This window comes from Xanthocytophaga flava (genome assembly GCF_030068545.1).
GTDB classification, from domain to species: Bacteria; Bacteroidota; Bacteroidia; order Cytophagales; family 172606-1; genus Xanthocytophaga; species Xanthocytophaga flava.
The window spans coordinates 30,655-54,653 of sequence record NZ_JASJOR010000033.1 but is presented as its reverse complement, the minus strand read 5'-3'; the positions used below and the strand labels follow the sequence as shown (position 1 = coordinate 54,653).

The following is a 23,999-nucleotide window of genomic DNA, read 5'->3' as shown; positions in this document are numbered from 1 at the left end:
ATGAAAGAACAACAAGAAGCTTCACAACTTTATTCAGAAGGGATACTTGAGTATCTAAGTGGATATGAATGGAGTAAGGTAATAGCTCATTGGAATATGAGTGCAAACAATGGATTTCTGAAAATATTTGACTCTGCTAGTCAGGAGATTCGTCCTCAGTTTTATAAAGATGAGAAGAATCGGGAACAGCCCAGACGTACTGCACCTGAATCAATGCGAAAAGCAGATAAGCTAATAAAAGAATATTATCAGAAGTGTTTAAATCAGGAATTACAAAAATGGAACACTGCCACCATCACCATTTACCCAGATGGCCGTTATGAGAGTGAGTTTATCTGGGATCAGCAGGCACACATCGACTTTCTACTACTGGATATGGCTACCGCTTTCTCGTTCATTTATTCTGAATCGGATATCAAGATCACGGATCTCATGATTCCAGAGCAAGAATGGGAAAAAGCTGTGATCACCATACTGTTTGTAAATGGTCATATTCTTCCTTTACAAATCGAAGTAACAACCGAACAAGGAATAAAACAGTTTTCAGTCCCAGTACAGAATTTGTCATACCAGGAAGCCCCTTACCTGATCAAAAGTTTTGAGGATATTTATCAGCTAGCCAATGAAGGTGAATTAAAACAGCACTTTGCACCTGGATGGAATACAGTAATAATATATCAGGATCGGAAAGACAGATTCAACTTCGAAGAGCATGTACATTTTGAGTTGAGAGATTTGAGTTGAGAGACAAGCCCAACTCTTAATCAGAGATAAAACCATAGTAATTTACAAGGTCTCCTACAAGTAAGTTCACAATACTTCCAGGAGATCTTTTTTATTTTATACTATCACAGAAGGAGGAAAACTACCCGATTCCAAACCCAAGCCTGGATCACTGGAGGATGCCCCAACGGTAGATGGTTCTGCTAGCCCAGACTTGGATGCACAGGTAAAACCCAAGCAAACTCCAAAAACAGATCCAGACAAAGATCCTGGCCAACATCCTATTCCGGTGCCGTTCCCTTTGCCTACAGATGAGCCTACCAAAGAGAAGCAGGACAAGTGTCAGGTGTGTACTAACCGAAAAGTGCCTCTTTCTGAAGCTACCTGTAAGCAACTCCAAACCTTGTTAACTAAAACACAACATAGAGCAGGTGTGGAGAAACTCTGTCAGAAAATAGAAGATGATACTATGCTGCAATTAGTGGCCCAAAAGCTCAATGAGTATCCGGCAGAGGTAGCTACTATATTTTTAACAGACATTACACCTGTTGCCTGTGGTGGAAAAAACTATCTGTGTGAGAATGTTGACCTACTAAATGCCAATCTGGTACAAGCCTGGAAGGCAGAATATGATGCATTGAAACCGGCAGGTGAAAAACCCCGAAATGATTTTGAAACCTTGCAGGTCATTCTCAAAATGCAGACCACAGAACAAACACAGGTAGAACACTTGTTTGAAATCGTCAATGCCAGTGGAACAGGAGAAACCATTACAGGCACACCCCAGGAAAAGCTACAGGTTTTTCTGAAACGGTACTCTATAGCTGATTGTCAGACATGTGGTAATGGAGCAACCTATGGCATTCCTACCCTGGCCATTGTTTGGCTAAATGCCCAATACATGATAGGTTTGTATGATGCAGGCCTGACCGATGCCTATAATCTGTTGAGTACAAACACGTTTTTGCATCCGAGTACAGGTAATTGGGGATTTGTAGCTAAGTCAGGGGTGAATCACATGATATCAGATATTCGTACACGTTCTTTAACACTGGCAGATATAGAGCATCTGGATCAGGGGTTGAGTGGAAGCACAAAGCGGTATGATCTGAAAAGGCAGGGAAATAAGGGGTATATCGAATACAAGAGCTATACGGAGAACTATGGGTTAAATGATTTAACAGGTATTGGCAGTGGTAGCTGGAAAGATTTTGATCAGTTTATTGCCTATCTGAGTCAACCAGAAGTGGTTGATATGCAAGGAGGTAGCCTGGAGTATGTGTTTGATAAAAAGAAAATACCCAATGTGAATGATATCAAAAGTCAGTTTCGAACCATGATGGTTGATGATTCTAATCCAAATAATCTGCAATTGAAGCCACAGGGAGTAACTGTATTTAACACTATCTGGGGTAATAATGGTTTGAGAGCAAGCTTATTTCCAAGAACTGATTATGATCCTAATTATAGTGAAATTCAATATAAAGATGCTGCTTTATTGGATTTTATAGAAATTGTATCTGATGTCAATAATAACTTTTACAAATTTATTAATGTAAAATGAACTACATACTTAGAGGAAAAATAGAAGCTGTAGATACTTTCAAAGTAAATAAAAACTTACTTTCCTATAAACTTAAAAGTAATGACAGAGAATTATATTTTGATAACAACAGGTTAATAGATAAAGATAATTGGGGATACTTTTATTTTGATAATTTTTTATGCCTGAATCATGAAGAATTTACTGATTTGATTGAAATTGAAACACAAAAAAAGATAACTATTCCTGCAATTTTTAATGGAACAAGTTATTGGAATAATACTTTTTTGACTTCAAAAGATCGTATAAGAGAGGGAGTAGGTGCATATTCAAGCCGATATGTTCTAAATCAGTTAAATCCGTTTAAAATCTTATATGAGCTTCCGCATAGATATAAAGGTTCTGGGTATAGGTTTAGAAATCAATATTTGCAAATTCATAATAAGGGGCAATTGTTACGATCTCTTTCCCTTATAAATGGCGAATACGAATGGGAGGTAGATTTAAGTGATTATTGCAGCTACATATTTGCAGAGAAAGGAGAGGTTATGGGTAGCATTCGGCAGGTACTTGGTATCTGGAATGACATACTCTGGTTATACCTGGAAAGCAGACGATTACTAGGTATTTTGCTCTCCAATGGACAGATCGTAGCTAATGTCGAAATAGAACAAACCCATCCGGAGTTAACCAATGCTGGCTTTACCAATGGATATCTGGATGAGAAACAGGGTTTGGTTTGTTTTCTGGCCACCCGTTATTATCTGGAATTTGATCTGGCAAAACTTCAGATCCATCGGATAAAAAACTTCACTACAGGCCATGCAGATACAGACTGGAACTTTGGCATGACTCATACATTCACAGAAGAGTATGTGTATTTTACAGCAAATCAGGGCCGAAGTAGTGGCTTTACCCAACTAGTAGGAGTATTGAACAGAGCAAGTCTACAAGTGGAATGGTATCAGAATCTGGGTACAGACCAGCAAAGCAGGTTTTGGAGTCTGAATCAGGCACCACAAGTATCTGAAAATAAATTGTATGTACTTGACAGCGAAGGAACACTCCATATCTTTGAACGAGAGTAATATTTCTTTTCTTTCCTTAAAAGGGTAACAAAAAATGTTACCCTTTTAGTTGTAGTTCTCTGTGGCTGCTGCTGGTCTTTAACTTTAAACAAGCCGATGATCTGGCAGGTGATCTGACAGGAGATCAGTTAGGCAAAAAGTTTAGAGAAGGAGGAAAACTACCCGATTCTAAACCCAAGCCTGGATCAGACCCCAATCACACACCGGGAGGCAGTAATCCTACAGGTAGTGGACAAGGCACGAATACGACTACCCAAAATCCACCTGCCAACACTCCGGCTACTACACCCAATCCAACGCCAAACCCGAATCCCAATCCTACACCTGTTCTTCCCATTGTGGGTCTTCAGCCTCGCAATAGTAACTGTCAGCTATGTACTACCCGATCCGAGGATATTTGCCAGCTCTATGAGCAGGTTAGAGACAAGGCTGTACAGGCACAGATGCTCCCAGGCAAAGCAGAAGAAGCTGTCAATAAACTTTGTGCTACTATTACCCTGTCCGATGAGGTCTTACGGGAAATGGCAGGGCTGCTTCTTTCCTATAGCAACCCAGAAGTAAAAGTATTCTTACAGGATGTGAATGGTTACTTTGCAGATGATAGTGAAGCACTGAGCAAAAATGTTTCCAGATTGAATGCAGATATTGTCAGAGCCTGGAAGAAATTATATGGATCGGATTTCAGAAAAAATTATGAATATTTGCGTACTATTAAGGAAGTGCCTCAGTATACAATCACTGTGAATGGGACAACGAATGTAAGTGTAACAGATGCTGGTGGGAAGTTATGGGCTACCTTACTGGATAATAAGCGAATTGAAGCTGTTGGGGGTACAGGAATAACAACGGCTAGCGGTCAACGCAATCAGATTCTGAATATAATCGAACTGCTTCATGGAGCTACCTATCTTGTCAGTAACTATGTAATCTATACCATTGACCAGTATGGAAGAGTGAGTATGATCGAAGCTAACCTGCAAAGATTACCCCCTCCTAAATCTAATTATCCAAGAGATGAGAGGTTACAAGGGTTGGGCAATAGCTCATCTCATAGAGATGGAAAAACTGGAGACAACGGTGGTCATATGGTCGGAGCACGCTTTAATGGACCTGTCGAACTGATTAACTATCATGCTCAAGATGGACCAACGAACAGAAATGGTGCTTGGAAACGAATGGAAGATGAATGGGATCAAGTGCTTACAGGTAGACCTAATAACAATCCTCCTGTAGGAGCACAATCAGTACAAGTACAAATAAGACCTCAGTTCAATGGTACTTCTAAAAGGCCTTTTCGATTTGATGTGAGATTTCAGTATGGGAACAATCAACCAGAAAATAGACAGATTCCTAATCCTTAAATACGAATAAAATGACCATTCAACAGGTAGAAACTAATATCGTAAGTAAAGTTATTAAGCACTACAACGAATTTGATATTGCTAAAGTTATTATATCAAAATATGAGTTTTCAGAAATAACCTCATTTAGTTTTCAAACATTTTATTACCATAACAATAAACAAATAACTCTAAATGAGAATGCTCCTATTGGTGAGGAGATTAATCTTCTTTTAAAGTTATTATTTGAGAAAAAGCAACAAAACAACAAAGGAATCATCACCATTTACCCAGATGGCCGTTATGAGAGTGAGTTTATCTGGGATCAGCAGGCACACATCGACTTTCTACTACTGGATATGGCTACTGCTTTCTCGTTCATTTATTCTGAATCGGATATCAAGATCACGGATCTCATGATTCCAGAGCAAGAATGGGAAAAAGCTGTGATCACCATACTGTTTGTAAATGGTCATATTCTTCCTTTACAAATCGAAGTAACAACCGAACAAGGAATAAAACAGTTTTCAGTCCCAGTACAGAATTTGTCATACCAGGAAGCCCCTTACCTGATCAAAAGTTTTGAGGATATTTATCAGCTAGCCAATGAAGGTGAATTAAAACAGCACTTTGCACCTGGATGGAATACGGTAATAATATATCAGGATCGGCAAGACAGATTCAACTTCGAAGAGCATGTACATTTTGAGTTGAGAGATTTGAGTTGAGAGACAAGCCTAACGCTTAATCAGAGATAAAACCATAGTAATTTAGAAGGTCTCCTACAAGTAAGTTCACAATACTTCCAGGAGATCTTTTTTATTTTATACTATCACAGAAGGAGGAAAACTACCCGATTCCAAACCCAAGCCTGGATCACTGGAGGATGCCCCAACGGTAGATGGTTCTACTACCCCAGACCTGGATGCACAGGTAAAACCCAAGCAAACACCAAAAACAGATTCAGACAAAGATCCTGGCCAATATCCTATTCCTGTGCCGTTCCCTTTGCCTACAGATGAGCCTACCAAAGAGAAGCAGGATAAGTGTGAGCTTGGTGAGAAAAGGGATATAATCGTATGTGAAAAATTCATGCAGGTGTTAAATAAAGCTGGAAACAATCCAACTGTTAAAGCTGCGATCAAAGCCATGTGTGCCCAAAAGAAACAGACAGATCAACAACTCATTGCCATTGCCGATGAAATGTATAAGGATCTGACAAGCATTCAGATCAATCTGTTTGCCCTCGATGTATTAAATAAGGAGGATCTTTCCAGTTGTGAAGGAAACTGTAGCTTATTGGCTGAAAACTTAGAAAAGCTAACTGCGAACAATGTTAACTCTTGGGAATTAATAGATGAGGCGAAAGTCTTAACAAATAAGCCAGATCGAAAAAGAGATATTATTCTGCTTGAGAAAATTTCAACTCTTCATCAGAAAGCGCCTTTTAATGATGTAACTTTCCTGGCCCGAATGCTGCCTATTAAGACAGGCAATCAGGAATCTTCTGCCAAGCGTTACTTGAATGCAGATGAAGTGGTAACCCAGTTTTTGTGGAAGCATTCCAGAGCAATAGAAACAGGGGGTGGAGTAGCTACCTTGAAAGAAGAACTGGATAATCTGGGATGGTTTGTTGACACACATGCACAGACGAGTAATGTAGGGGCTTATTTGCATGAGACCCTGCAGAGCAGCAGTAAAATAAAAGGAGGATTATATGGAATGTCTTTATTACAAAGTGGCCAGCCTTTGGCAGGCTTAACGGTTATCGGATTTGAAGAGCGATTAGATGAAAATACAGATGATGCAGAAGAATCCAACCTCAGAACAGATATCAAATTTGACAATTTATTTGTAGAGACCAAAAACTATAGTACAGTTGCCAGTTTAACGTCTTCTTCCAGTTTTATTTCTCAGTTTGAACAGTATCTGAAAAATGTTAATAGCTTTGATCAGATTCGCTATTATTTCAAGCAACGTAATGAGATAACTCAGACAAAAGTCAAGGAAAAGTTTAAAGAGATCTATAAGAAAAATAACTATGCGATGTTTAATCTCATATGGAATAATCAGGAACTTCAAAATAATTTGTGGCCATTAACATCTCGTCCGCCTGGATTTACTAAAAATATAGCACAGAGAGAATTTACTTCATGGGTAGATAAATTAGATAACCGACTGTTTAATTTTATTAATGTAAAGTAAATGTATAAGCTTGAAAAAACTATAACTCCAATATCCTCTTTTTATCTGTTTGATAAATCATTATTCATTTGTAAAGAAAATACCTTATATCAGGATGGTGAAAAAATACTAGAGGATGTGGAACCTCAACTTATTGAATATAAAAAGCCCTTTATTCAATTTAATAATTTAAGTGGAGAACAGCTGCTATTTGATGTTTTTAATAAACGAGTCATCAAACCAATATATCCAATAGCCATAAAAAGCTTATTCGAAAATAGAGCTATATGTTCGTATGATATGTATTTTGATAATGATGAAGGTAGTTGGGTATGGAATATAGGCCTATTTGATATTGAAAAACAAGAGTTGATTCGAAAGTTTAAAACAGGTCCTATAGGAGTAGGTTATATGTATAATGAGATTTGTTTTGGCTATTCTAAAAACAATGTATTAATCTCTTTTGATTTAAACACAGGAAAAATACTCTGGCAAATAGACATAGGTAAAAAATGTAAGTATAATTTTGCCAATCAGAATTACAGTGGACAAACAAGTCAATTCTTAGATATTTTCGATGCTAAGTTGTATTGTTGGTGCCATGGTAACCAACTACTGGAAATTGATATAGAAACGGGAGCAATAAACTGGCATTTTTATCCCTTTAATGACTTTTTAGACTCCAATCAGGTTCAGCTGTTTCAACCTCATCTGGATTCAGAAAAAAGGAAAATATACTTTCTGGAAAGCTGTTATTTTATTGAAATCGACTTAAACAATAGAAACAGTATATTGCATCAGACATTTCGGCAAGGTACTGGTATTGATTCCAGCCAGTGGTTTCGGCTAAGCAGTGTGTATCAGAATGGACTAATCTATTTTATCGGCAATCAAAATGACTATCCGATGAATCCGCTCAGACAAGTTGGAGTGTTTGATACCGTTAGTCAGAAAATTATATGGTCACAGGTATTATTCGAAAAAGGAAAAGGACTGAACTTGGTAAATATAAAAGCTAACCAAGATCAGATTTATGTACAGGATAATAAAAGCACCTTATACAGCTTTGAACGAGAGTAATATTTCTTTCCTTACTTCCTCTTTTCCTACTAGCGTAGCCAACAGATTATGCTATTTATTTGTAATAGTGCTTTTGCTGTGATCCAAGATAAACTCCGTACCTCTATATTTAAGTCGATGAGGTAACCGAAAAGCTGCAATTCATTCAGTTTGGCCTTGATATAGCCACTGACAAAGATGTCATATCCAACACATGGAACAAGGTAAAACAAATAAGGTGGGAAGATGTAAAAGCAATGGCCGAGTCATTACCTGGACAACTCACAGGCTATCTATATAACTAACTCTATGATATCAAAAAATGATATGGATCTATTGATTGCAAGTGCAATAAGTTCCTATCAAAAATATCCGATTTCGAATAAGCAGTGGGTAAAAGCAAGCTATATTATAAATGTAGCAGGAGGTATTGGCCTGTTCTACTACCTGAAAGAAACCCCTGATCCTCAACCACTTAATACCAAAGAAGGCAGTTCAGGCAGAGGATTTGATAATGACCAAACCATTGCAAAAATTCTTGCAAATAATCGTGAATCATCCAAATCTAATCCAAATACCAGGTGGAACAAGGGAACCATCACCATTTACCCAGATGGACGTTATGAGAGTGAGTTTATCTGGGATCAGCAGGCCCATATTGACTTTCGGATGAAAGATCTGCGGGCTGCTTTTTCTTTTCTTTATTCTGAATCAGATATTAAAATAACAGACGCCTTACTTCCTGGACAGGAATGGGAGAAAGCGGTGATCATCATGCCATTTGTAAATGGTCATATTCTTCCTTTACAAATCGAAGTAACGACAAAACACGGAATAAAACAGTTTTCGCTTCTTGTGCAGAATCTAACATATGAAGAAGCCCCTTACCTGATTAAACGATTTGAGGATATTTATCAACTAGCCAATGAAGGTGAATTAAAACAGCACTTTGCACCTGGATGGAATACAGTAGTGATTTATCAGAATAGACTAGAATTCTTTGACTTTGAACAACATGTAAAATTTGACTTTAGGAACACATTGCTGTTTTGATTATAACACATTTAGTTTTCCAATCACTCAACAATGGATTACCACTTTGAACATAATTAGGATACTTATCTATCAGGCCTTGAGTTACAGTATACTTATTGAAATCACATTGCTGGATCTTTTGCATAAGGGAGATGAAAGAAATCTCTTTATTTAGGTAACAATGGAGTACTTTTCTTACTATCTGAATTTCTTTTGACTATCATTAGAAAGCTCATTAAATAACTATAGTAACCCCATTAAAAATAATTTTCGAGCTTTTTTTTACTTACTAATTGATCATCTCTGATATTTCATACAAAAACAAGAGAAAAAACAACAACTATTTTCATCAAATTTGACACAATTCTTTACTACGTAATAACAGGAGTCGTTTTTAAGGATTCTATAGATGCTACTTGAATATCTTGCATAGATTTTTGAAGATAGGTTATCTTCTTTAACAGACAGCATGATAAAGAAAATTTTCTTTCTGTTATATATTTTACTGATACCCATAAGTCTGTTTTCATGCTTTCATGAACAGGAAATACCAGTAAATGCAGATTTTGAGTATACCATTACGGCAAAAAGTTACACAGTCCCGGTGGAACTTACTCTGACAAATAAAACTGTCGGAGCAGACTTTTATAAATGGACATTTGAAGGTGCATCTCCTGCTACTTCTACTGAAAAACAACCTGGACGCATTATCTATCCGAATGCAGGAACGTATACCATCAGGCTTGAGGCCTGGAATGATACACAGCATCAGATTAAAGAACTTGTATTGCAATTGGATTCAGCAGTTGTAGTAAATTTTGAAACACAGATAGAAGTGAATGATTTTGCACCAGCAAATGTGAAGATTAGGAATAAGAGTCGGGGAGCTTCGACATATGAGTGGACTTTCGAAGGTGGAATCCCTGCTACCTCCAATGCTGGAGATCCTCCTCTTGTATATTTTGATCAACCCGGTGATCATGTTATCACATTAAGAGTTACTAACGGCAGAGAAACATTTTCCTACTCAAAAAAAATCAATCTGAAGGAAAGTTTACAAACGGAATTCACTATTGTTCCAGTATTTGAAGATGAAGACTATGAAGCTCCACTTACTGCAACCCTTGAAAATCAGACCCGGAGTGGACTTCAGTATAACTGGAAAAGCACGGGTGGAATTATTGCGAATAGTAGCAGCCAACATACTTCCATTCATTTTGATTCACCAGGAGAATATACGATAACTCTGGAAGCAAATAATGACAAACAAACTCAGGTTGTACAACACACTATTCAGGTAAAAGCTAATACTAATCTGTACACCATGAAAGATGTCAGGTTGGGTGTGAGTGCAGCTCAGAACACCATTGGTTGCTTGTATTCAACAAAGCTTCGGAAAGTTTTTACCAGAAATGAAATTACCCCTGAGAATGGAAAGTGGATTGACCTGGCTTTTTTTGGAATAAATTCTTCGTATAGTTACTGCAGGTTTGTGTCCCCTGACTCTGCCGCTGGTTTTACCTTTCCTGATATTCCGGGAGCCACTCATACAGCCTTTGTGAATACAATTGAGAAAAGCCCCCTAAAATTTACAGTATCCGATTTTGATACAATGACTACGGATACTCCTCTGAAGGAATTGGCTATTAAAGTCAATGATAGTGGGACAGCGTTCTTTACTAATGCCTCTTCTCCCTATATTGTACTATTTGAAACACAGGATGGACGCAAAGGAGCTATCAAAATCAAGTCATTTATCGCAAATGGAGCACAGTCATACATTCTTGCGGATATCAAAGTCCAAAAGTCCAACTAAAAACAATATCGAATAAGTAAGCATCCATGAACTGGATAAAAACGAAGAATAAAATGATTACCCTGTATCCGGAAAAGGTGTTTACCCAACTGATTTTGTTCACTGGAATTGTTTTTTTGCTGAGTCCTCTGTCAGGCTATGCCCAGCAAATGGATTTAAACAACATAAAAAACACATTTTCTCAAAAACCTTTTAGACTAGGAGGAGGAATATCGGCTAGTAGTGTATTGTATACCGGCAATGATGGCCAGGGAAGACAGCCCTTCACATATTTTCTGAGTGGTAATATTAATTTAAATATATACAATCAGGTAAACCTGCCTTTTACATTTAATATTACCAACCTTGGCAATAACTTTACCTATCCTACCTTACCCAACCGTTTAAGTATACATCCAACATACAAATGGGTAACAGGGCATATTGGAGATGTTTCTATGAACTTCTCACCCTATACATTCAATGGACATATGTTCAGAGGAATTGGTATTGATCTGACTCCGGAAGGCAAATGGAAATTCAGTGCCATGGCAGGGAGGCTCCAGAAAGCTGTAGAATATGACTCAGCCAACCGACTTGTACCTGCAGCCTACCAACGTATGGGGTATAGCGCTAAAATACGCTATGATCAGGCTGGGTACTATGCAGGAATGACTTTCTTTAGCGCCAAAGATGATGTAAGCTCATTAAAATGGAAACCAGACAGTTTAAATATTCTACCCAAAGGAAATGTAGCAATGAGCTGGGAAGGAGGATTGAAATTAATCCCCAATCTGAGTTTGACAGGAGAATATGCACTTAGTCTGCTTACCAGGGATATTCGTTCCCCTCAGGAGGGCAGTTCCTTTATTAACAACCTATTTTCCAGACGTACATCTACTCAATCCTATACTGCATTGAAGGGTGAACTTACCTATCAATTACTTAAAAACACGATGGGTATCAGATATGAACGTATTGATCCTGATTATGCAACACTTGGAGCCTATTACTTTAATAATGACTATGAGAATGTTACATTAAATTATGCAAGACCTTTTCTAAAAGACAAAATTACGGTTGCCTTAAGTTGGGGCGCCCAGCGCGATGATCTGAACAAAAACCAGGAGCAGACTTCCAAACGGTTTGTGAGTTCGGCAAATGTTAGTTATACACCTAATGAAAAACTAAATTCTTCTTTTTCCTATTCCAGCTTTCAAACCTATTTGAATCTGAAGTCACAGTTTGATTATATAAATGGCCAGACACCTTATGATAATCTGGACACACTGAACTTTACACAGCTTTCTCAAAATATGTCTCTGAACTCTAATTATAATTTTGGCAAGTCTGACATCAGAAAGCATAATCTGAATGTAAATATGAGTTTTCAGCAGGCCGCAGATAAGCAAGGTGATATTATTAAGCCCGGAAATTTATCTCAATTCTACAACCTAAGCACTGCATACAATCTGATATTTGTACCACAGGCAATTAGTATTCAAACTGCATTTAATGCTACCTATAATTATATTAACAGTACAAATTCTGTCATTTTAGGTCCAACATTAGGTATTCGGGCAAAAGTTTATCAAAAAAAGATCACTACAGGTATTTCGTCAGCCTATAATGTGAGTATCAATGAAAGTGACACCCAGGGGAAAGTTTTAAATCTCCGCTGGAATGCTGCCTATGCTTTCTATAAAAAGCACAATCTCAATGCAAATACGATATGGCAAAACAGAAAAATTTCCGGTAAGAATACCACTGATAGCTTTACTGCTACTATTGCATATTCATATAGCTTTTAGTACTGCTGTAAAACCAGACTCATATATAAGGTAGAAGCAATTCAAGAAACATATTTATCGTAACTAACCGATACTCTCAAATGATCTACTCCAGAGACTGAAATATCCAAAATATCAACTAACAAATGCTTTTTGCCCATTTCACCAAAACAAGCAACATTTTGAATAAAGTGTCATAGTCCATCGGATAAGATTCTTACTCTTAGCCGTACCTTTCAACTTTGTATATATTCGAGCTGACTTCCCTTCTTCACAAGAGAAACGAATATAAAACCATCCGTAATAAATTCTGCTACGGTTTCCCCACATTCGCAACAATACCCTTTCTCTAATTCTGCTTTTTCTGAAATACCTAGAGAATCCTCCATGACCTGGAGCAGTGATTCACAATAGTTACATTTTACTCTAAAAATATAGTTCATTGGAAACGAGTTAATTTTTCATAATACAAATCAACTTATTTCCGATAATGGAGTAAAGGGTGTTTTCCCGGATATAGTATGGGAAAAACACCCTTTCTTGCTATCCAGATAGCCAATGCAGCTTAAAACAGCTATTTATGCAGCATCTGCATAAAGAAATGTATAAAAAAAGCCGGATATCCATACATAAACAGATATCCGGCATTCAATAAATCACTTTCGGTTAGGGTAATGGGATTGATTGTATCCCGACAACAGATTACTGACAGTTATTCTTCAAGTAATAGTTTATTGGTAGTAATTTCGATATTTGGCAATGGAAAAATGTAATTAGTTTGGGATGGAAGTACCTCTGGCGCACTATTGGAACTACTTGACTTGGCAGGTAAAGGTAATAGATTGCGCAACAAATCATTTGACCGGAACCCTTCTCCCAATAATTCAATTCTCCGTTCTTTCCAGATCGTCTCAATCAACGCTTCTTTTGATCCTATAGTACTCTCAGGAAAAGTATACGTAGCATCAGACCGATTACGAACTGCCTTTAACAGGCTAGCTGATTTTTCCAGATCTCCTGTATAAGCAGCAGCTTCCGCATAATTAAGCAATACTTCCGCATACCGGATAATCGGAAGATAGTCCAGGAATGGCGAAGGTTTGTTATATTTAGTCAGAAACTGTACACCAGATGCAGTACGTGAAAATGTACGTCTGAGATCTGTCGACTTCCATTCCGTATCTCCCCAGATTCCCTCCGGATTTAGATTGTACTCCGAATTGGAATTGAAGACATAGGGAAACGAAGATTGCCCGGTTACATTATCCAGTTCGGTCATCGGTACAGACAAAATAGACTCTGTAGAAGTATAGTTTGTTGTAAAGATCTCAACAATGTTCTGTAACTGATGTGCCACTCCGGTAGTAGCTGTAAAGGGCGCACTGGCAGATACAATCTTTTGCGCTTCTTCCACTACCTTTTCATAGTTGCCAATATTCAGATACACTCTAGTTTTTAAGGCAATGGCCGTATTCCGGTGAGCACGGGTAGTGTTGAGTAATGATGTTGAATAATTCAATGGAAGATCTGCCTCTGCCTCATTTAGATCCTTAATGATCTGTGCATAAACCTCTGCTACCGAGCTTCGCTTCAGGTCGTTATTCGCATTGGTCGTTTCAGCCAGTAATCGTAAGGGCAGTCCGGGTGTAGAGCCCTGGTTTTCATTGTAGGGACGTGCATACAAGGTAACCAGACTGAAGTAACTCAATGCACGCAGAAACTTAGCCTCCGCTGTATACTGTTTGGTAAGGGCTTCACTTACTACATTTGGATGCTCCTCCAGACCATGAATGACAATATTTGCATTATTAATTGCCGTATAGGCGGCTGTCCAGAATCCTGCTACAAAGTTGGAACCAGAGTTCAATGTCTGATTCCATGCTTCATAGGCAGTAAAAGTATTGCTGGTACGGTTAATAAATTCGTCTCCACGCGCTTCACTATAAATCAGGTAATTGCCTCCATAAAAGTTTCCGCTTTTTACAGACTTGTAAATGCCATTGACTAGACCAAGTATTCTGTCCGGAGTATCAAAAGCATTGGCTCCAGTGATAGATGTCTGGGAAGCAGGATTAAGTAGTTCCTTTTCATCACAGGCTGTGGTCAATAAGGCAAAGCCGAGACCAGCCAAAACGACAAAGCGACGGATAAAGGTATGGTTATATTGAATTTTCATTGTGACTAAAAGTTAAATTAAAAGCTTACATTCAGACCTAAGGTGAAGGATCTTGCTTGTCCTACGGAATTCTTTTCTACACCAGGCGTTGTATTGGAATTTCCATTAACAGACGATTCCGGATCGGTACCTTTATAGGGAGTAAGCAGAAACAGATTGGAGCCCTGTGCATATACCCGAATACCACTAATACCTGTTTTTGTAAATAAGACATCTGGTAAACGATATCCTATTGAGGCATTTTGGAGACGTAGGAAATCTGCTTTTTCTGCATTGGTAGATACAGGGAACGAAGAGCCACTGGAAGTCTGATCATTATACACCAATCGTGGTATATCTGTAATATCACCTGGCTTTTGCCAGCGTTTCAGAATTTCCGTTGAGTTATTGTAAGCTCTCTGATCAAGCAGGGTAGCTCTGGTACCATTCATGATCAGGTTTCCACCTGAGAAGGTAAAGTTTATACTCAGATCAAAGTTCTTATAGGTAAATGTATTACTTAGACCTCCATACCACTTAGGAAGCGCATTGCCAATCAGATAATAATCTGCTCCGGTAATAGCGGATGCTTTAGTCCCATCCAGATAGGTCCACTGACTTTGACCAGGTGCTACTACCTGACTATACTGCACTTTCTCTCCTTTTTTATTGATAAAAATTCTGCGTCCGTTTTCAGGATTCACCCCTGCTGTTTTGGCACCATACAAACTACCTACTGAATGCCCTACACGAGTGATGTTGGTGGTTTCATAGGATACGTGGGTAGTACCCACAATGTCTGTATTTCCATCTGCCAGAGCCGTCACTTCATTACGCAGATTGGTATAATTCAGAGCAGCATTCCAGGTAAAATCTCCTTTCCGGATGATGGTAGCATTGATACCTACCTCGATTCCCCGGTTGTACATAGATCCGACATTACTTAGAATAGCCCCACCTGGTATTCCTTTGGACACAGCCTGTGGCGCACTTAGAATCAATCCGTTTACATTATTATTGAAATAGGTAAGTTCCAGTTGAAGACGATCATTCCAGAATCCCAGATCTGCACCGATGTTAGTCTGGTCACTGGTTTCCCAACCTAAGTTCTGATTACCTGCCTGGGAAAGAGCCCAGGTAGGAGCACTTCCATACAATGATCCACTATACAACTCCAGTGCACTAAAGGCATTACTTAGGTTTCCGTTACCTACTCTCCCCCAACTAGCCCGTAGTTTTACATTACTTAACACAGCGGCAAAAGGAGTATTTTTGTAAAATGCTTCTTCAGACAATGCCCAGCCAGCTGATACCCCACCAAAGTTTCCATACTTCTTACCACTACCTAAAGCAGAGTTTCCATCACGTCTGAAATTGACGGTAACAAAATATCTCTTGTTCCAGTCGTAAGTCAAACGAGAGAAGAACGACAGATACGCACGTTCGCTGAGATCATTATCAGAAGCAGAGATAGCACCCCAGTTGCCCTGATAATTGTCAAAAAAAGCGTCTGATACCTGAGTACGGGTCGCTCCCCAGGATGAGTTAGTAAATTTTTGCACATCATATCCTGCCAACACTGACAGTGAATGTTTTCCTCCAAATGTCTCTGCATAAGTCAGCGTATTGGTCCAGTTCCAGTTATCACGTACTGCTGATACATTACTCACGGCCCCTTTACTGGCATATCCATTTCCCTGTGTAGGGCTATCAAAGCTCACATTTTCAGTACGCAAACGATCTATTGCATAAGAAGTAGTGAAATCCAGGTTTTTCAGCAACTTGGCAGTTGCCCCAAAAGAGCCAATGATCCGGTCATTCTCAGAGGTATATCTATTCAGTTCCAGCAACGCAACCGGATTCCCAAAATTACTTACCACCTGGTTGTTGCCCATACCAATCGTATTGAGATTGGTCTTACTGATGTTGTATGAACCGTCCGGATTAAATGCTGGTACATTAGGAGGTAGTGCAATAGCCAGACGAGCGACCCCAACCAGAAAGAAATTTGAACCAGGCAATGATCCTGCATAAGGTGATTCATTATAGGATGTATTATAGGAAACGCTTCCTTTCAGTTTAAGCCATGAATTCACCTCCTGGTCTATATTAAACCGTATGGACTTACGTTTAAACTCATTCGCTTCCAAAAATCCTTTCTGATTAGTATAGTTGGCAGAGAAATAGTAGGTAGTAGACTTAGTACCACCAGACACACTTACATTGTGGTTTTGCGATACACCGATCCGATAGATATAGTCATACCAGCGAGTATCGATTGGCGATCCATCCTCATTTTTATTCTCAAAAAACAAGGCAGAGGCAACTTTATCATTGTTCTCATTTCCACCCAGAATCTTAGCGTTCAGTACAGCTTCATTTTTAATGGCGATATATTGTTCGGCATTCAGTAGCTTAGGTAAACGTACTACATTGGATACACCACCCCAGGCTTCGTAACTAATACGTGGTTTACCTGACTTACCCCGTTTGGTTGTGATAAGCAATACACCTGCTGCGGCCCTCGATCCATAGATAGAAGTAGAAGCAGCATCTTTCAGTACATCAATGGATTCGATATCAGCCGGGTTGATATCTCCCAATGGATTATTGGGAACAGCAGTACTGGAAGAAACATTGCCTGTATTAATCGGAGTCCCATCGACTACCACAAGCGGGTAAGAACTTAGAGAAATGGAGTTTACTCCCCGTACCCGAATCACTGGAGGATTATTAAGTACACCATTAGGAGCCGCAATACTTACTCCGGCTGCTCTTCCGGATAAGGCCTGATCAAAACTTTGTACAGGTACATCTTTGATAGCCTCACCTGTGACACGGGCTGCCGATCCTGTAAACTCAGCCTTGGTCTGGGTTCCATATCCAACTACACGTACTTCGGTCAACTGGTGCGTGTCCTGAGTAAGTTCAATTGTCAGCGTGTTCTCAGTTCCTACGTTTCGTTCAAGAGCAGTATAACCTATGAAAGAAAAAATAAGAATGGCATTATCAGGAACAGACAAGCTAAACTTTCCGTCTTTGTCTGATACCGTTCCCTGAGTAGTCCCTTTAATTACTACAGATACTCCAGGTAATGGATCCCCAGTCTGTTTGTCTTTTATGCTCCCGGTTATTGTATGATCTGCCAGTACAGAATAGATAAGACTTGTGTGTATAGAAGACTTTTCTGTCAATGTAGCGTATTTAGCCTCTGCAGAATGGGTAAGAAGCAATAGGCTCCCTAGCGCACTTACTACTATTCTGGTACGATCTGAGGCTGCTAACCAGCGAATGTGTGTATATGTTTTTTTCATAAAAGGTTAGATATAGATAAAGCAAGACCTGCCATCTGAATTTCAGACGGAAAAATCAAATCGATAAAGGTTACTGGGGATTTATCCTGTGCCAGTACCAATTTCTGTGTAGAAACAGAAATTGGTTACACAAGCACAGTGTTGGTGGATGAAGTAGTTGTTACTGATGGTCTCCGTAGGTTTTCTCACCAGCCAGAATAGAAGCTGTCAGCCTGTTTTGTTTGGGAGGAGTCGGACAGGTAGCATAGGGAGAAAATGCACAGGGAGGATTGTAGGCTTTATTAAAATCAAGCCAAGTATATCCATCCGCATCAGGGCCGGGAGCATCCAGAAAACGACCTCCGCCATAAGTCTCATCTCCATTGGTCTTATCTGCAAAGATAAAGTGCAGACGTTCTTTTGTACCGACAGCATCCAGGGTATATTCTTTACCTTGAACTGTAAACACCAGCTGGCCAGGAGATTCCTGCTCATATGTTCTGCCTGTTATATCTACAATCGAGATCTTCTTACCAACTGTAGGTACAAATCTGGCTTTTAGTTTCCATTTCTGATCAACAGGGTAGGTATTGATTCCTTTAAAATTCTTTAAAGCCGGACTTTCCAGGTCGCGTAACCGCACAGCATATTTGTTTCCACGCTGAATCACAAACCAGCGCAGTGACTTATGCTTCAATACTTTCGGACTTTCAGAAGGAAATATCTGTTGTTCGCTTACAGGCTGTTCTCCTTCAAAAATCTGAGCATCTTTGTTGGCGATTAGTGTTACCTTGCCTTCTTTCAGAATAAATTTTCCTAAAAAGGCGTTACTACGATCTTTAGGAAATACTATCGCATTAGAGGCATCTCCACCAAATGTATTTTCGCCTTCTTCCAGCCAGTATAATCCAGCTAAATTCAGCCATCCGTCTTCTTTCTTCAAACTCTCAATACGCTTCTGGTGCCATTCTTTAATCTCTGCTTCATAAGGAGCTTCTCCTTTGAACGCTACAAGAATCAGAGAAAGTAAAACAAATGGCAAATAACTTTTTGATACATTCATGGTTCTAGTCTTGTTTAGGTTGAACGATAAGTATATTGTTGTCAGGTGGCTCTAACGGACTTTACATCTATTGAATGACAAAGTTGATCTTATCTACCCCTGTGTTTTTGGTTACTTTGTCATAGGCATAAACCTGTATCTCATAATTCCCTTTGTCTGAAACAGGAAGCAATCCCTCGAAAATATTATCCTGGATACTTTTCAGTACCACTTCATTCTGAGGAGTACCGTCTTTCTTCACCAAAGCTTTTACATCAATGTTATCTGCATTCCATATTCCTCCTTTGTTGATCACACAGCCACACATCATTACAAGATTGATTTTGATCTTTACCTGATTATTTTTTAACGATGCAATCTGAATTACCTGGTGTGTCTGTGGTTCCAGAATGTCCAGAATAAAACCTGGAATCTCTAATACAACTCCTTCCCCATCTATTGCTTTTCCGGGTATAAGCCATAGTTGTGTACTAGCGGTTACAGCCGCAGATTTACGGTTTACAGGCGCAATAGCTTCAATCGTCACAAACGTTGGTTCTTTGATATCGATCAATGTCTCAAATTTAGCTGTCTTTTCATCTGTGAGAGGAAGATTACGAGTATAGGGAGTCTTCATAATCAAGTCCGTGTTTCCTGATGCACCCGTTGTTAATCCTTTTGCCAGTATCTCTCCGGTTAAGTCATTTCGAATAACAATATAGGCTCCTCCTATGCCTGTTCCAATAAATTTGGCATCTTTTGCTTTGGCTCTTACAATTACTTTTGTGGGTTGTGCAAATGTGTATAAACTCAGAAAAAGGGCTATCAGAAGTGTACAGATTCTTTCAGGGTTCATTATATAGTCGGGAATGGTTTGTTTATAAAGGGTATAGAGTTTTGTCGCCGTATTGCACTACCTGTGCAAGCAATGCAGCATATTTTTTGGTATTTACTGAATCACCTTTTTGTTTGTAAACTTTGTATAATCCCCATAATCCATTGGCTGTATTAGGGTGTCTTTCGAGCAGTTGTTCGTAAGCCTTAATCGCCTTATCATACTGACGAGCTTTCAGATGTGTTTCGGCCAGACTGATCAATACCGGACGTGCATAAGACGGGGGTTCACTATATCCCAGGTCATCCTCTTTCTGTTTTGCTTTTTCCAGTAAGACAACAGCTTCATTATAGTTATTTTCTGCACTTTTAATTACACCCTGTAATTCAAGAGAAGCTACATTCAGATCATTTAGCCTACGGGTATTGATAATATCATCAGAGTGCAATTGGTGACTGTTGCGCCATAACGAAGCATCCAATGCATCTGCATACTTTCTGGCATCAGCGATTTTGTTGCTTTTTACCGCATGCATTCCTGAAGCAAAGTAATACAGAGCATCTTTGTAGGCTATGGCTTTGGTTGTATATAAACTATCCTGATCGAGCCGAATAGCAGACAGACGATCCGCAGCCTTCTTGTAAAATCCAAAGCACAGTTCCATCTTGGCAGGTGCAATTATCCCCTGATAAAAAAAACGGCCTTCGTATTTTCGTTTGCGTTCTTTGGTAGCAGGCATGTTTTTCAGTTTTTCTGCATATACTAGTGCAGTTGCATACCGTCCATCTTCGGCACAGTTAGATAAAAGATAGTTGATGTTATGGATATAATTCCAGGCATCTACTTCCGCAATTCCCTGCTCTTTCATATAGACAGAGTCGACAGCCAGCGAAGCAGCAAAGGCATCATACGCTTTTTTGTAGTCACCCAACTTATAATACACATGCCCTGGCATATGCACCATATGTCCTGAGGCAGGTGCCAAAGTGGGTAACTTGACAGAACTCTCCAGCGCCTGTTCCGGACAGCAGTTTTCCATCAGATGTATCCAGTAGTGATGAGCAGCCGCATTGTCAGGGTAATTTTTCAGCAGATCACGCAACAGGTATTCAGCATATAGCTGTCCTTCACGTGGATTCATAGCCGCATCGTACCCTCCCATTTTGCTTAATGCCAGAAACAACTTGGCATCTATATCTTGCGGATATTTGTGAATGATCAGTTCCAGCTTCTTTTGGTATTCTTTCTTACTTCCATCTTGTTCTTCATCTCTTGCCAATATTGCATCCGCATATAGCTTCTCATGTTCAGAAGCTGTTTCTTTTAGCTTTTTCAATTGTTGAATAGCCAATAATTTATCGGCTGTAAAGTCATCTCCTTCAATAGCACCGATGGCACTGTACAAACCCCAGTAAGGCATCAGAGCGGCAGAATCAAGCCGAATAGCTTCTTTAAATGCACGATAGGCCTCAAAATCCCAGAAGCAGTGCAATAAAGCAACCCCTTGACTAAAATAAGCCTGTGCCTGTGCAGAAGAGGTTTTTATTTTGAGATTAGAAGATCCAACTCCTTTGAGTAAATGCGGGGCAGGAAGATTATGAACATATACAGTTTCCTGTCGATAAGCTTGTATATGTGCCAGATGATTATGATCTCCTCCACCCGAATGAGCATGATGCTCTTCCTGTCTCACACGCTGAGCCAATACGGCAGAGGAAACCAGCAGAACTAGTAAGAAGTAAAATTTCATCAATACTGTATAGAGTTGTATGGTTGCTGTACTTTAGTGACAGGTATGAAAGATTGGACTTTGGGCAGGCAATGGCAAAGCCCATACCCAAAGTCAAATCAGATTGGTTAATTCCCTTTCTTACATTCACACTTTAACTATAATTATACTTTTACACTTTACTTTAGAGGCTAAAAGCTGTTTTATTTCGCTTTTGCAGTAGCAGTAGATTGTCCGGCAGCAACAATGTTTACATCCAGTTCAAAATCATCGTAGATAAACTTGTCTCCAATGTTGGGGAAGAAAGACTTAGAGCCATACTTAATATCATATTTAGTACGGTTTACTACTATTTTGGCAGTTGCGGTAGCTTTGTCTTTTTCAATCTTCACTACAGCTGGGAAGTTAACTGTGTTAGTTACACCTTTGATGGTCAGTTTCCCGGAAAGGTCGTAGGCATCTCCTCCCTTTGGGGTAGCAGAAGTGATTGTCAGAGTAGCTTTTGGAAATTTCTCTACGCCAAAAAAGTCATCACCTTTTAAATGTTTTACCAGTTTGGCGTTTTGTTCACTATCTGTAATATCGGTAACAGTAATTGTTCGAGTATCAATTTCAAAAGTTCCACCTTTCAGCTTGCCATCTGTTACAATCAGATTGCCACTGGTCAATGCAATGTTGCCTGTATGCTGGCCAGTAAATTTTTTGCCTGTCCAAACCAGCTTACTGGCTTGTGTATCTACTTTCAGCGTTGTTTCTCCCTTAGAAATTTCTTTTCCGATAAAGGATACTAAAGCAGAAGCGATAATAGCAAGGAATAAAAAGGAAATACGTTTCATAATTACTGTTGGTTTAGTGGTAAATCAAAAGATAAAACTTGCAGTAGCCCTGAATATCTCTCAATCCAGGGGTTCTGGAAGCATTGGTTATAGGTAGTTGTTGATTGGTTACTTATTTTCTATTGTAAAGACATGATATTTCCACTCTACCAAAAAAGGCAGCTCGACAAAGCAGGCAGTATACGTTTGTGATTATAACTAATGGCAGATAGAAATTTCTGTCAACAACACTCACTATCTTCATAGTGGCTTGCTATGATATAATCCATAGGCTCAACTAAGAAATAGTACATCCCTGTTGTGTGCAACAGACGTCTCACAAATGCTGAGAATAGGAGTTGTTTCATCGTCTTGTTAATTTATCTTTACCAATAAGGTCAGGAAGTAGCACTGTTTCCGGTGGTCAGAAAGTTGCTGGAAGTTCTGCGAGCCTGTTCTCTCCCTTCCTCTGTATAAATTAACTAATTAATTGGTGGTGCTTAATTAGTAAGATGATGCAAATGTAGAGACTAATTTTTGATTTCCAAATTATATCCCTACTTTTTCTGTAGAGATTATGTATTTATATATTTCCTAGATTTCAGGTTGACTAATATACTTCTTTGTGACCGTTCAAGCAGTGTATTTCTGTAGCAAATAGTATAAATAAAAGAGGTCTGAACCAATGTCCAGACCAACGATATTTTTGTGAATAAAAAACAGCTCACTTAGTGAGAGTCTTCCGCAACTCTTCTACAAATTCTTCTGTCACATCAAAATAAGAAGCCAGTTGCGGAGTGGTCAATACTCCGTCCTTCAGCAATTTTAGAATGGCTTCTCGCTTTCCTTCCAGCTTTCCTTCCAGTTTTCCTTCCAGTTTTCCTTCTCTAAAAAGGAAATCATCGTCTTTTTTGATGTATGGAGTAATCGAGTCAATCATGATTTCTATAAAAGGTGTTAGTTTACGCAAGTTAGCTAATATACGTAATTGTTGCAAGTGACGTTGCAGTTCACTTTTGCTTGTCGAAGTCTGGTTTATGCGTTCTACAATAAGAGCAACTGCCTCTTCCGGATGAGTATCGCCAAACTTACCCAATATAGCAAATACGACCTCATCTCCTTTTTCAGAAGAGAGAAACAACTTATAGTCAATGGTCGAAAACTGAACTAACCGAAACGCATAGGAAAGATCGGGTTCTTCAATATGAGTCGGCATCTTCGGTTGCGGATCGGAAAGAAAGATTACATACTGTTTAACAGGCAATTCATATTTTCGGGAGAGCATACCTCTGTATTCCAGCATCCGATATACCATAGCAGCTTCATCTACCAGTTGGAATTCAAGCTGTAATAAGAAAGTGTACCCTTGCTTGTCGGTAATTTTCAGCAATTGGTCAGGCCTTCTTTCTACTGTGCGTTGTAGTTCCTGTGGCATTTTCTCGTAAGAGGCCACTTGAATCTGAAGCACCTTCTCAATCAGTGCCAGAGTAACAGACTCTAAATTCTCCTTAAATATCTTATCGTACTGGTTCCCTTCTTTTTTACTACTCATACAACTACAGACAGGTGAATA

General features: G+C 39.1%; 20 protein-coding genes and 1 riboswitch. Of the genes, 10 read left to right on the top strand and 10 right to left on the bottom strand.

The annotated features are described in order from the left end of the window. From QNI15_RS32120 to QNI15_RS32110, 3 genes are all read left to right on the top strand, one after another. Positions 1–744, top strand: a complete 744-nt coding sequence (locus tag QNI15_RS32120) for a hypothetical protein (protein ID WP_314035867.1) — start codon at positions 1–3, stop codon at positions 742–744. 193 nt (positions 745–937) lie between these two features. Continuing rightward, positions 938–2,287, top strand: a complete 1,350-nt coding sequence (locus QNI15_RS32115) for a hypothetical protein (protein WP_314035865.1) — start codon at positions 938–940, stop codon at positions 2,285–2,287. After that, a complete protein-coding gene (locus QNI15_RS32110; RefSeq protein ID WP_314035863.1) occupies positions 2,284–3,354 on the top strand; it encodes a hypothetical protein in 1,071 nt (356 codons plus the stop codon). The genes QNI15_RS32115 and QNI15_RS32110 overlap by 4 nt, the downstream gene beginning before the upstream one ends. Positions 3,355–3,550: 196 nt before the next feature. Here the strand turns inward: QNI15_RS32110 and QNI15_RS32105 are convergent, their stop codons facing one another. After that, positions 3,551–3,691, bottom strand: a complete 141-nt coding sequence (locus QNI15_RS32105; RefSeq protein WP_314035861.1) for a hypothetical protein — start codon at positions 3,689–3,691, stop codon at positions 3,551–3,553. 1 nt (position 3,692) lies between these two features. On the opposite strand from QNI15_RS32105, the gene QNI15_RS32100 reads away from it, so the two are divergent. After that, a complete protein-coding gene (locus QNI15_RS32100; RefSeq protein WP_314035859.1) occupies positions 3,693–4,715 on the top strand; it encodes a DNA/RNA non-specific endonuclease in 1,023 nt (340 codons plus the stop codon). An 11-nt stretch (positions 4,716–4,726) separates the two neighbouring features. Beyond that, positions 4,727–5,422 (top strand): hypothetical protein, encoded by a 696-nt coding sequence (locus QNI15_RS32095; RefSeq protein WP_314002660.1) that lies wholly within the window; start codon positions 4,727–4,729, stop codon positions 5,420–5,422. Positions 5,423–5,518: 96 nt separating this feature from the next. Here QNI15_RS32095 and QNI15_RS32090 read toward each other — a convergent pair whose 3' ends face one another. After that, positions 5,519–5,788, bottom strand: coding sequence for a hypothetical protein (locus tag QNI15_RS32090; protein ID WP_314035857.1), 270 nt, complete (start codon positions 5,786–5,788; stop codon positions 5,519–5,521). On the opposite strand from QNI15_RS32090, the gene QNI15_RS32085 reads away from it, so the two are divergent. The 5 genes from QNI15_RS32085 (at position 5,787) to QNI15_RS32065 (ending at position 12,578) form a co-directional block, all read left to right on the top strand. Then, positions 5,787–6,899, top strand: coding sequence for a hypothetical protein (locus QNI15_RS32085; protein WP_314035855.1), 1,113 nt, complete (start codon positions 5,787–5,789; stop codon positions 6,897–6,899). The two genes, QNI15_RS32090 and QNI15_RS32085, sit on opposite strands and share 2 nt — an antisense overlap. Positions 6,900–7,016: 117 nt before the next feature. Continuing rightward, positions 7,017–7,958, top strand: coding sequence for an outer membrane protein assembly factor BamB family protein (locus QNI15_RS32080; protein ID WP_314035853.1), 942 nt, complete (start codon positions 7,017–7,019; stop codon positions 7,956–7,958). Positions 7,959–8,246: 288 nt separating this feature from the next. After that, entirely contained in the window at positions 8,247–8,990 is a 744-nt protein-coding gene (locus QNI15_RS32075) for a hypothetical protein (protein WP_314035851.1), read from the top strand. Between the two features lie 451 nt (positions 8,991–9,441). Next, entirely contained in the window at positions 9,442–10,788 is a 1,347-nt protein-coding gene (locus QNI15_RS32070) for a PKD domain-containing protein (RefSeq protein ID WP_314002675.1), read from the top strand. A gap of 26 nt (positions 10,789–10,814) precedes the next feature. Beyond that, positions 10,815–12,578, top strand: coding sequence for a hypothetical protein (locus tag QNI15_RS32065; RefSeq protein WP_314035849.1), 1,764 nt, complete (start codon positions 10,815–10,817; stop codon positions 12,576–12,578). Between the two features lie 215 nt (positions 12,579–12,793). Here the strand turns inward: QNI15_RS32065 and QNI15_RS32060 are convergent, their stop codons facing one another. From QNI15_RS32060 to QNI15_RS32025, 8 genes are all read right to left on the bottom strand, one after another. Beyond that, positions 12,794–12,946 carry a hypothetical protein gene (locus QNI15_RS32060; protein ID WP_314002679.1) on the bottom strand — a complete coding sequence of 51 codons (153 nt, stop codon included), beginning with the start codon at positions 12,944–12,946 and terminating at the stop codon, positions 12,794–12,796. A 323-nt stretch (positions 12,947–13,269) separates the two neighbouring features. Beyond that, on the bottom strand, positions 13,270–14,733 hold the full coding sequence (locus QNI15_RS32055) for a RagB/SusD family nutrient uptake outer membrane protein (RefSeq protein WP_314035847.1): 1,464 nt from the start codon (positions 14,731–14,733) through the stop codon (positions 13,270–13,272). Positions 14,734–14,750: 17 nt separating this feature from the next. Beyond that, the gene (locus tag QNI15_RS32050) at positions 14,751–18,026 is read right to left on the bottom strand and encodes a SusC/RagA family TonB-linked outer membrane protein (RefSeq protein ID WP_314035845.1); all 3,276 of its coding nucleotides are present in this window, start codon (positions 18,024–18,026) and stop codon (positions 14,751–14,753) included. A 160-nt stretch (positions 18,027–18,186) separates the two neighbouring features. Continuing rightward, positions 18,187–19,068, bottom strand: a complete 882-nt coding sequence (locus QNI15_RS32045) for a DUF1684 domain-containing protein (protein WP_314035843.1) — start codon at positions 19,066–19,068, stop codon at positions 18,187–18,189. Positions 19,069–19,135: 67 nt separating this feature from the next. Beyond that, positions 19,136–19,903: a hypothetical protein gene (locus QNI15_RS32040; protein WP_314035841.1), complete on the bottom strand. Its 768-nt coding sequence runs from the start codon at positions 19,901–19,903 to the stop codon at positions 19,136–19,138. Positions 19,904–19,925: 22 nt separating this feature from the next. After that, the gene (locus QNI15_RS32035; RefSeq protein ID WP_314035840.1) at positions 19,926–21,632 is read right to left on the bottom strand and encodes a tetratricopeptide repeat protein; all 1,707 of its coding nucleotides are present in this window, start codon (positions 21,630–21,632) and stop codon (positions 19,926–19,928) included. Between the two features lie 182 nt (positions 21,633–21,814). Next, the gene (locus tag QNI15_RS32030; protein ID WP_314002688.1) at positions 21,815–22,447 is read right to left on the bottom strand and encodes a YceI family protein; all 633 of its coding nucleotides are present in this window, start codon (positions 22,445–22,447) and stop codon (positions 21,815–21,817) included. Between the two features lie 356 nt (positions 22,448–22,803). Next, a riboswitch (SAM riboswitch) is annotated at positions 22,804–22,906 on the bottom strand. 244 nt (positions 22,907–23,150) lie between these two features. Further along, entirely contained in the window at positions 23,151–23,978 is an 828-nt protein-coding gene (locus tag QNI15_RS32025; protein ID WP_314035838.1) for a hypothetical protein, read from the bottom strand. Between the last annotated feature and the right edge of the window lie 21 nt (positions 23,979–23,999).

What these genes read in the sequence shown, in the direction of transcription:
- QNI15_RS32030 (WP_314002688.1), bottom strand. Translation starts at nt 22,447, where the DNA reads ATGAAACGTATTTCCTTTTTATTCCTTGCTATTATCGCTTCTGCTTTA.
- QNI15_RS32095 (WP_314002660.1), top strand. Translation starts at nt 4,727, where the DNA reads ATGACCATTCAACAGGTAGAAACTAATATCGTAAGTAAAGTTATTAAG.
- QNI15_RS32035 (WP_314035840.1), bottom strand. Translation starts at nt 21,632, where the DNA reads ATGAAATTTTACTTCTTACTAGTTCTGCTGGTTTCCTCTGCCGTATTG.
- QNI15_RS32050 (WP_314035845.1), bottom strand. Translation starts at nt 18,026, where the DNA reads ATGAAAAAAACATATACACACATTCGCTGGTTAGCAGCCTCAGATCGT.
- QNI15_RS32075 (WP_314035851.1), top strand. Translation starts at nt 8,247, where the DNA reads ATGATATCAAAAAATGATATGGATCTATTGATTGCAAGTGCAATAAGT.
- QNI15_RS32105 (WP_314035861.1), bottom strand. Translation starts at nt 3,691, where the DNA reads ATGGGAAGAACAGGTGTAGGATTGGGATTCGGGTTTGGCGTTGGATTG.
- QNI15_RS32065 (WP_314035849.1), top strand. Translation starts at nt 10,815, where the DNA reads ATGAACTGGATAAAAACGAAGAATAAAATGATTACCCTGTATCCGGAA.
- QNI15_RS32055 (WP_314035847.1), bottom strand. Translation starts at nt 14,733, where the DNA reads ATGAAAATTCAATATAACCATACCTTTATCCGTCGCTTTGTCGTTTTG.
- QNI15_RS32025 (WP_314035838.1), bottom strand. Translation starts at nt 23,978, where the DNA reads ATGAGTAGTAAAAAAGAAGGGAACCAGTACGATAAGATATTTAAGGAG.
- QNI15_RS32120 (WP_314035867.1), top strand. Translation starts at nt 1, where the DNA reads ATGAAAGAACAACAAGAAGCTTCACAACTTTATTCAGAAGGGATACTT.
- QNI15_RS32040 (WP_314035841.1), bottom strand. Translation starts at nt 19,903, where the DNA reads ATGAACCCTGAAAGAATCTGTACACTTCTGATAGCCCTTTTTCTGAGT.
- QNI15_RS32045 (WP_314035843.1), bottom strand. Translation starts at nt 19,068, where the DNA reads ATGAATGTATCAAAAAGTTATTTGCCATTTGTTTTACTTTCTCTGATT.
- QNI15_RS32060 (WP_314002679.1), bottom strand. Translation starts at nt 12,946, where the DNA reads ATGGAGGATTCTCTAGGTATTTCAGAAAAAGCAGAATTAGAGAAAGGG.
- QNI15_RS32110 (WP_314035863.1), top strand. Translation starts at nt 2,284, where the DNA reads ATGAACTACATACTTAGAGGAAAAATAGAAGCTGTAGATACTTTCAAA.
- QNI15_RS32070 (WP_314002675.1), top strand. Translation starts at nt 9,442, where the DNA reads ATGATAAAGAAAATTTTCTTTCTGTTATATATTTTACTGATACCCATA.
- QNI15_RS32085 (WP_314035855.1), top strand. Translation starts at nt 5,787, where the DNA reads ATGCAGGTGTTAAATAAAGCTGGAAACAATCCAACTGTTAAAGCTGCG.
- QNI15_RS32090 (WP_314035857.1), bottom strand. Translation starts at nt 5,788, where the DNA reads ATGAATTTTTCACATACGATTATATCCCTTTTCTCACCAAGCTCACAC.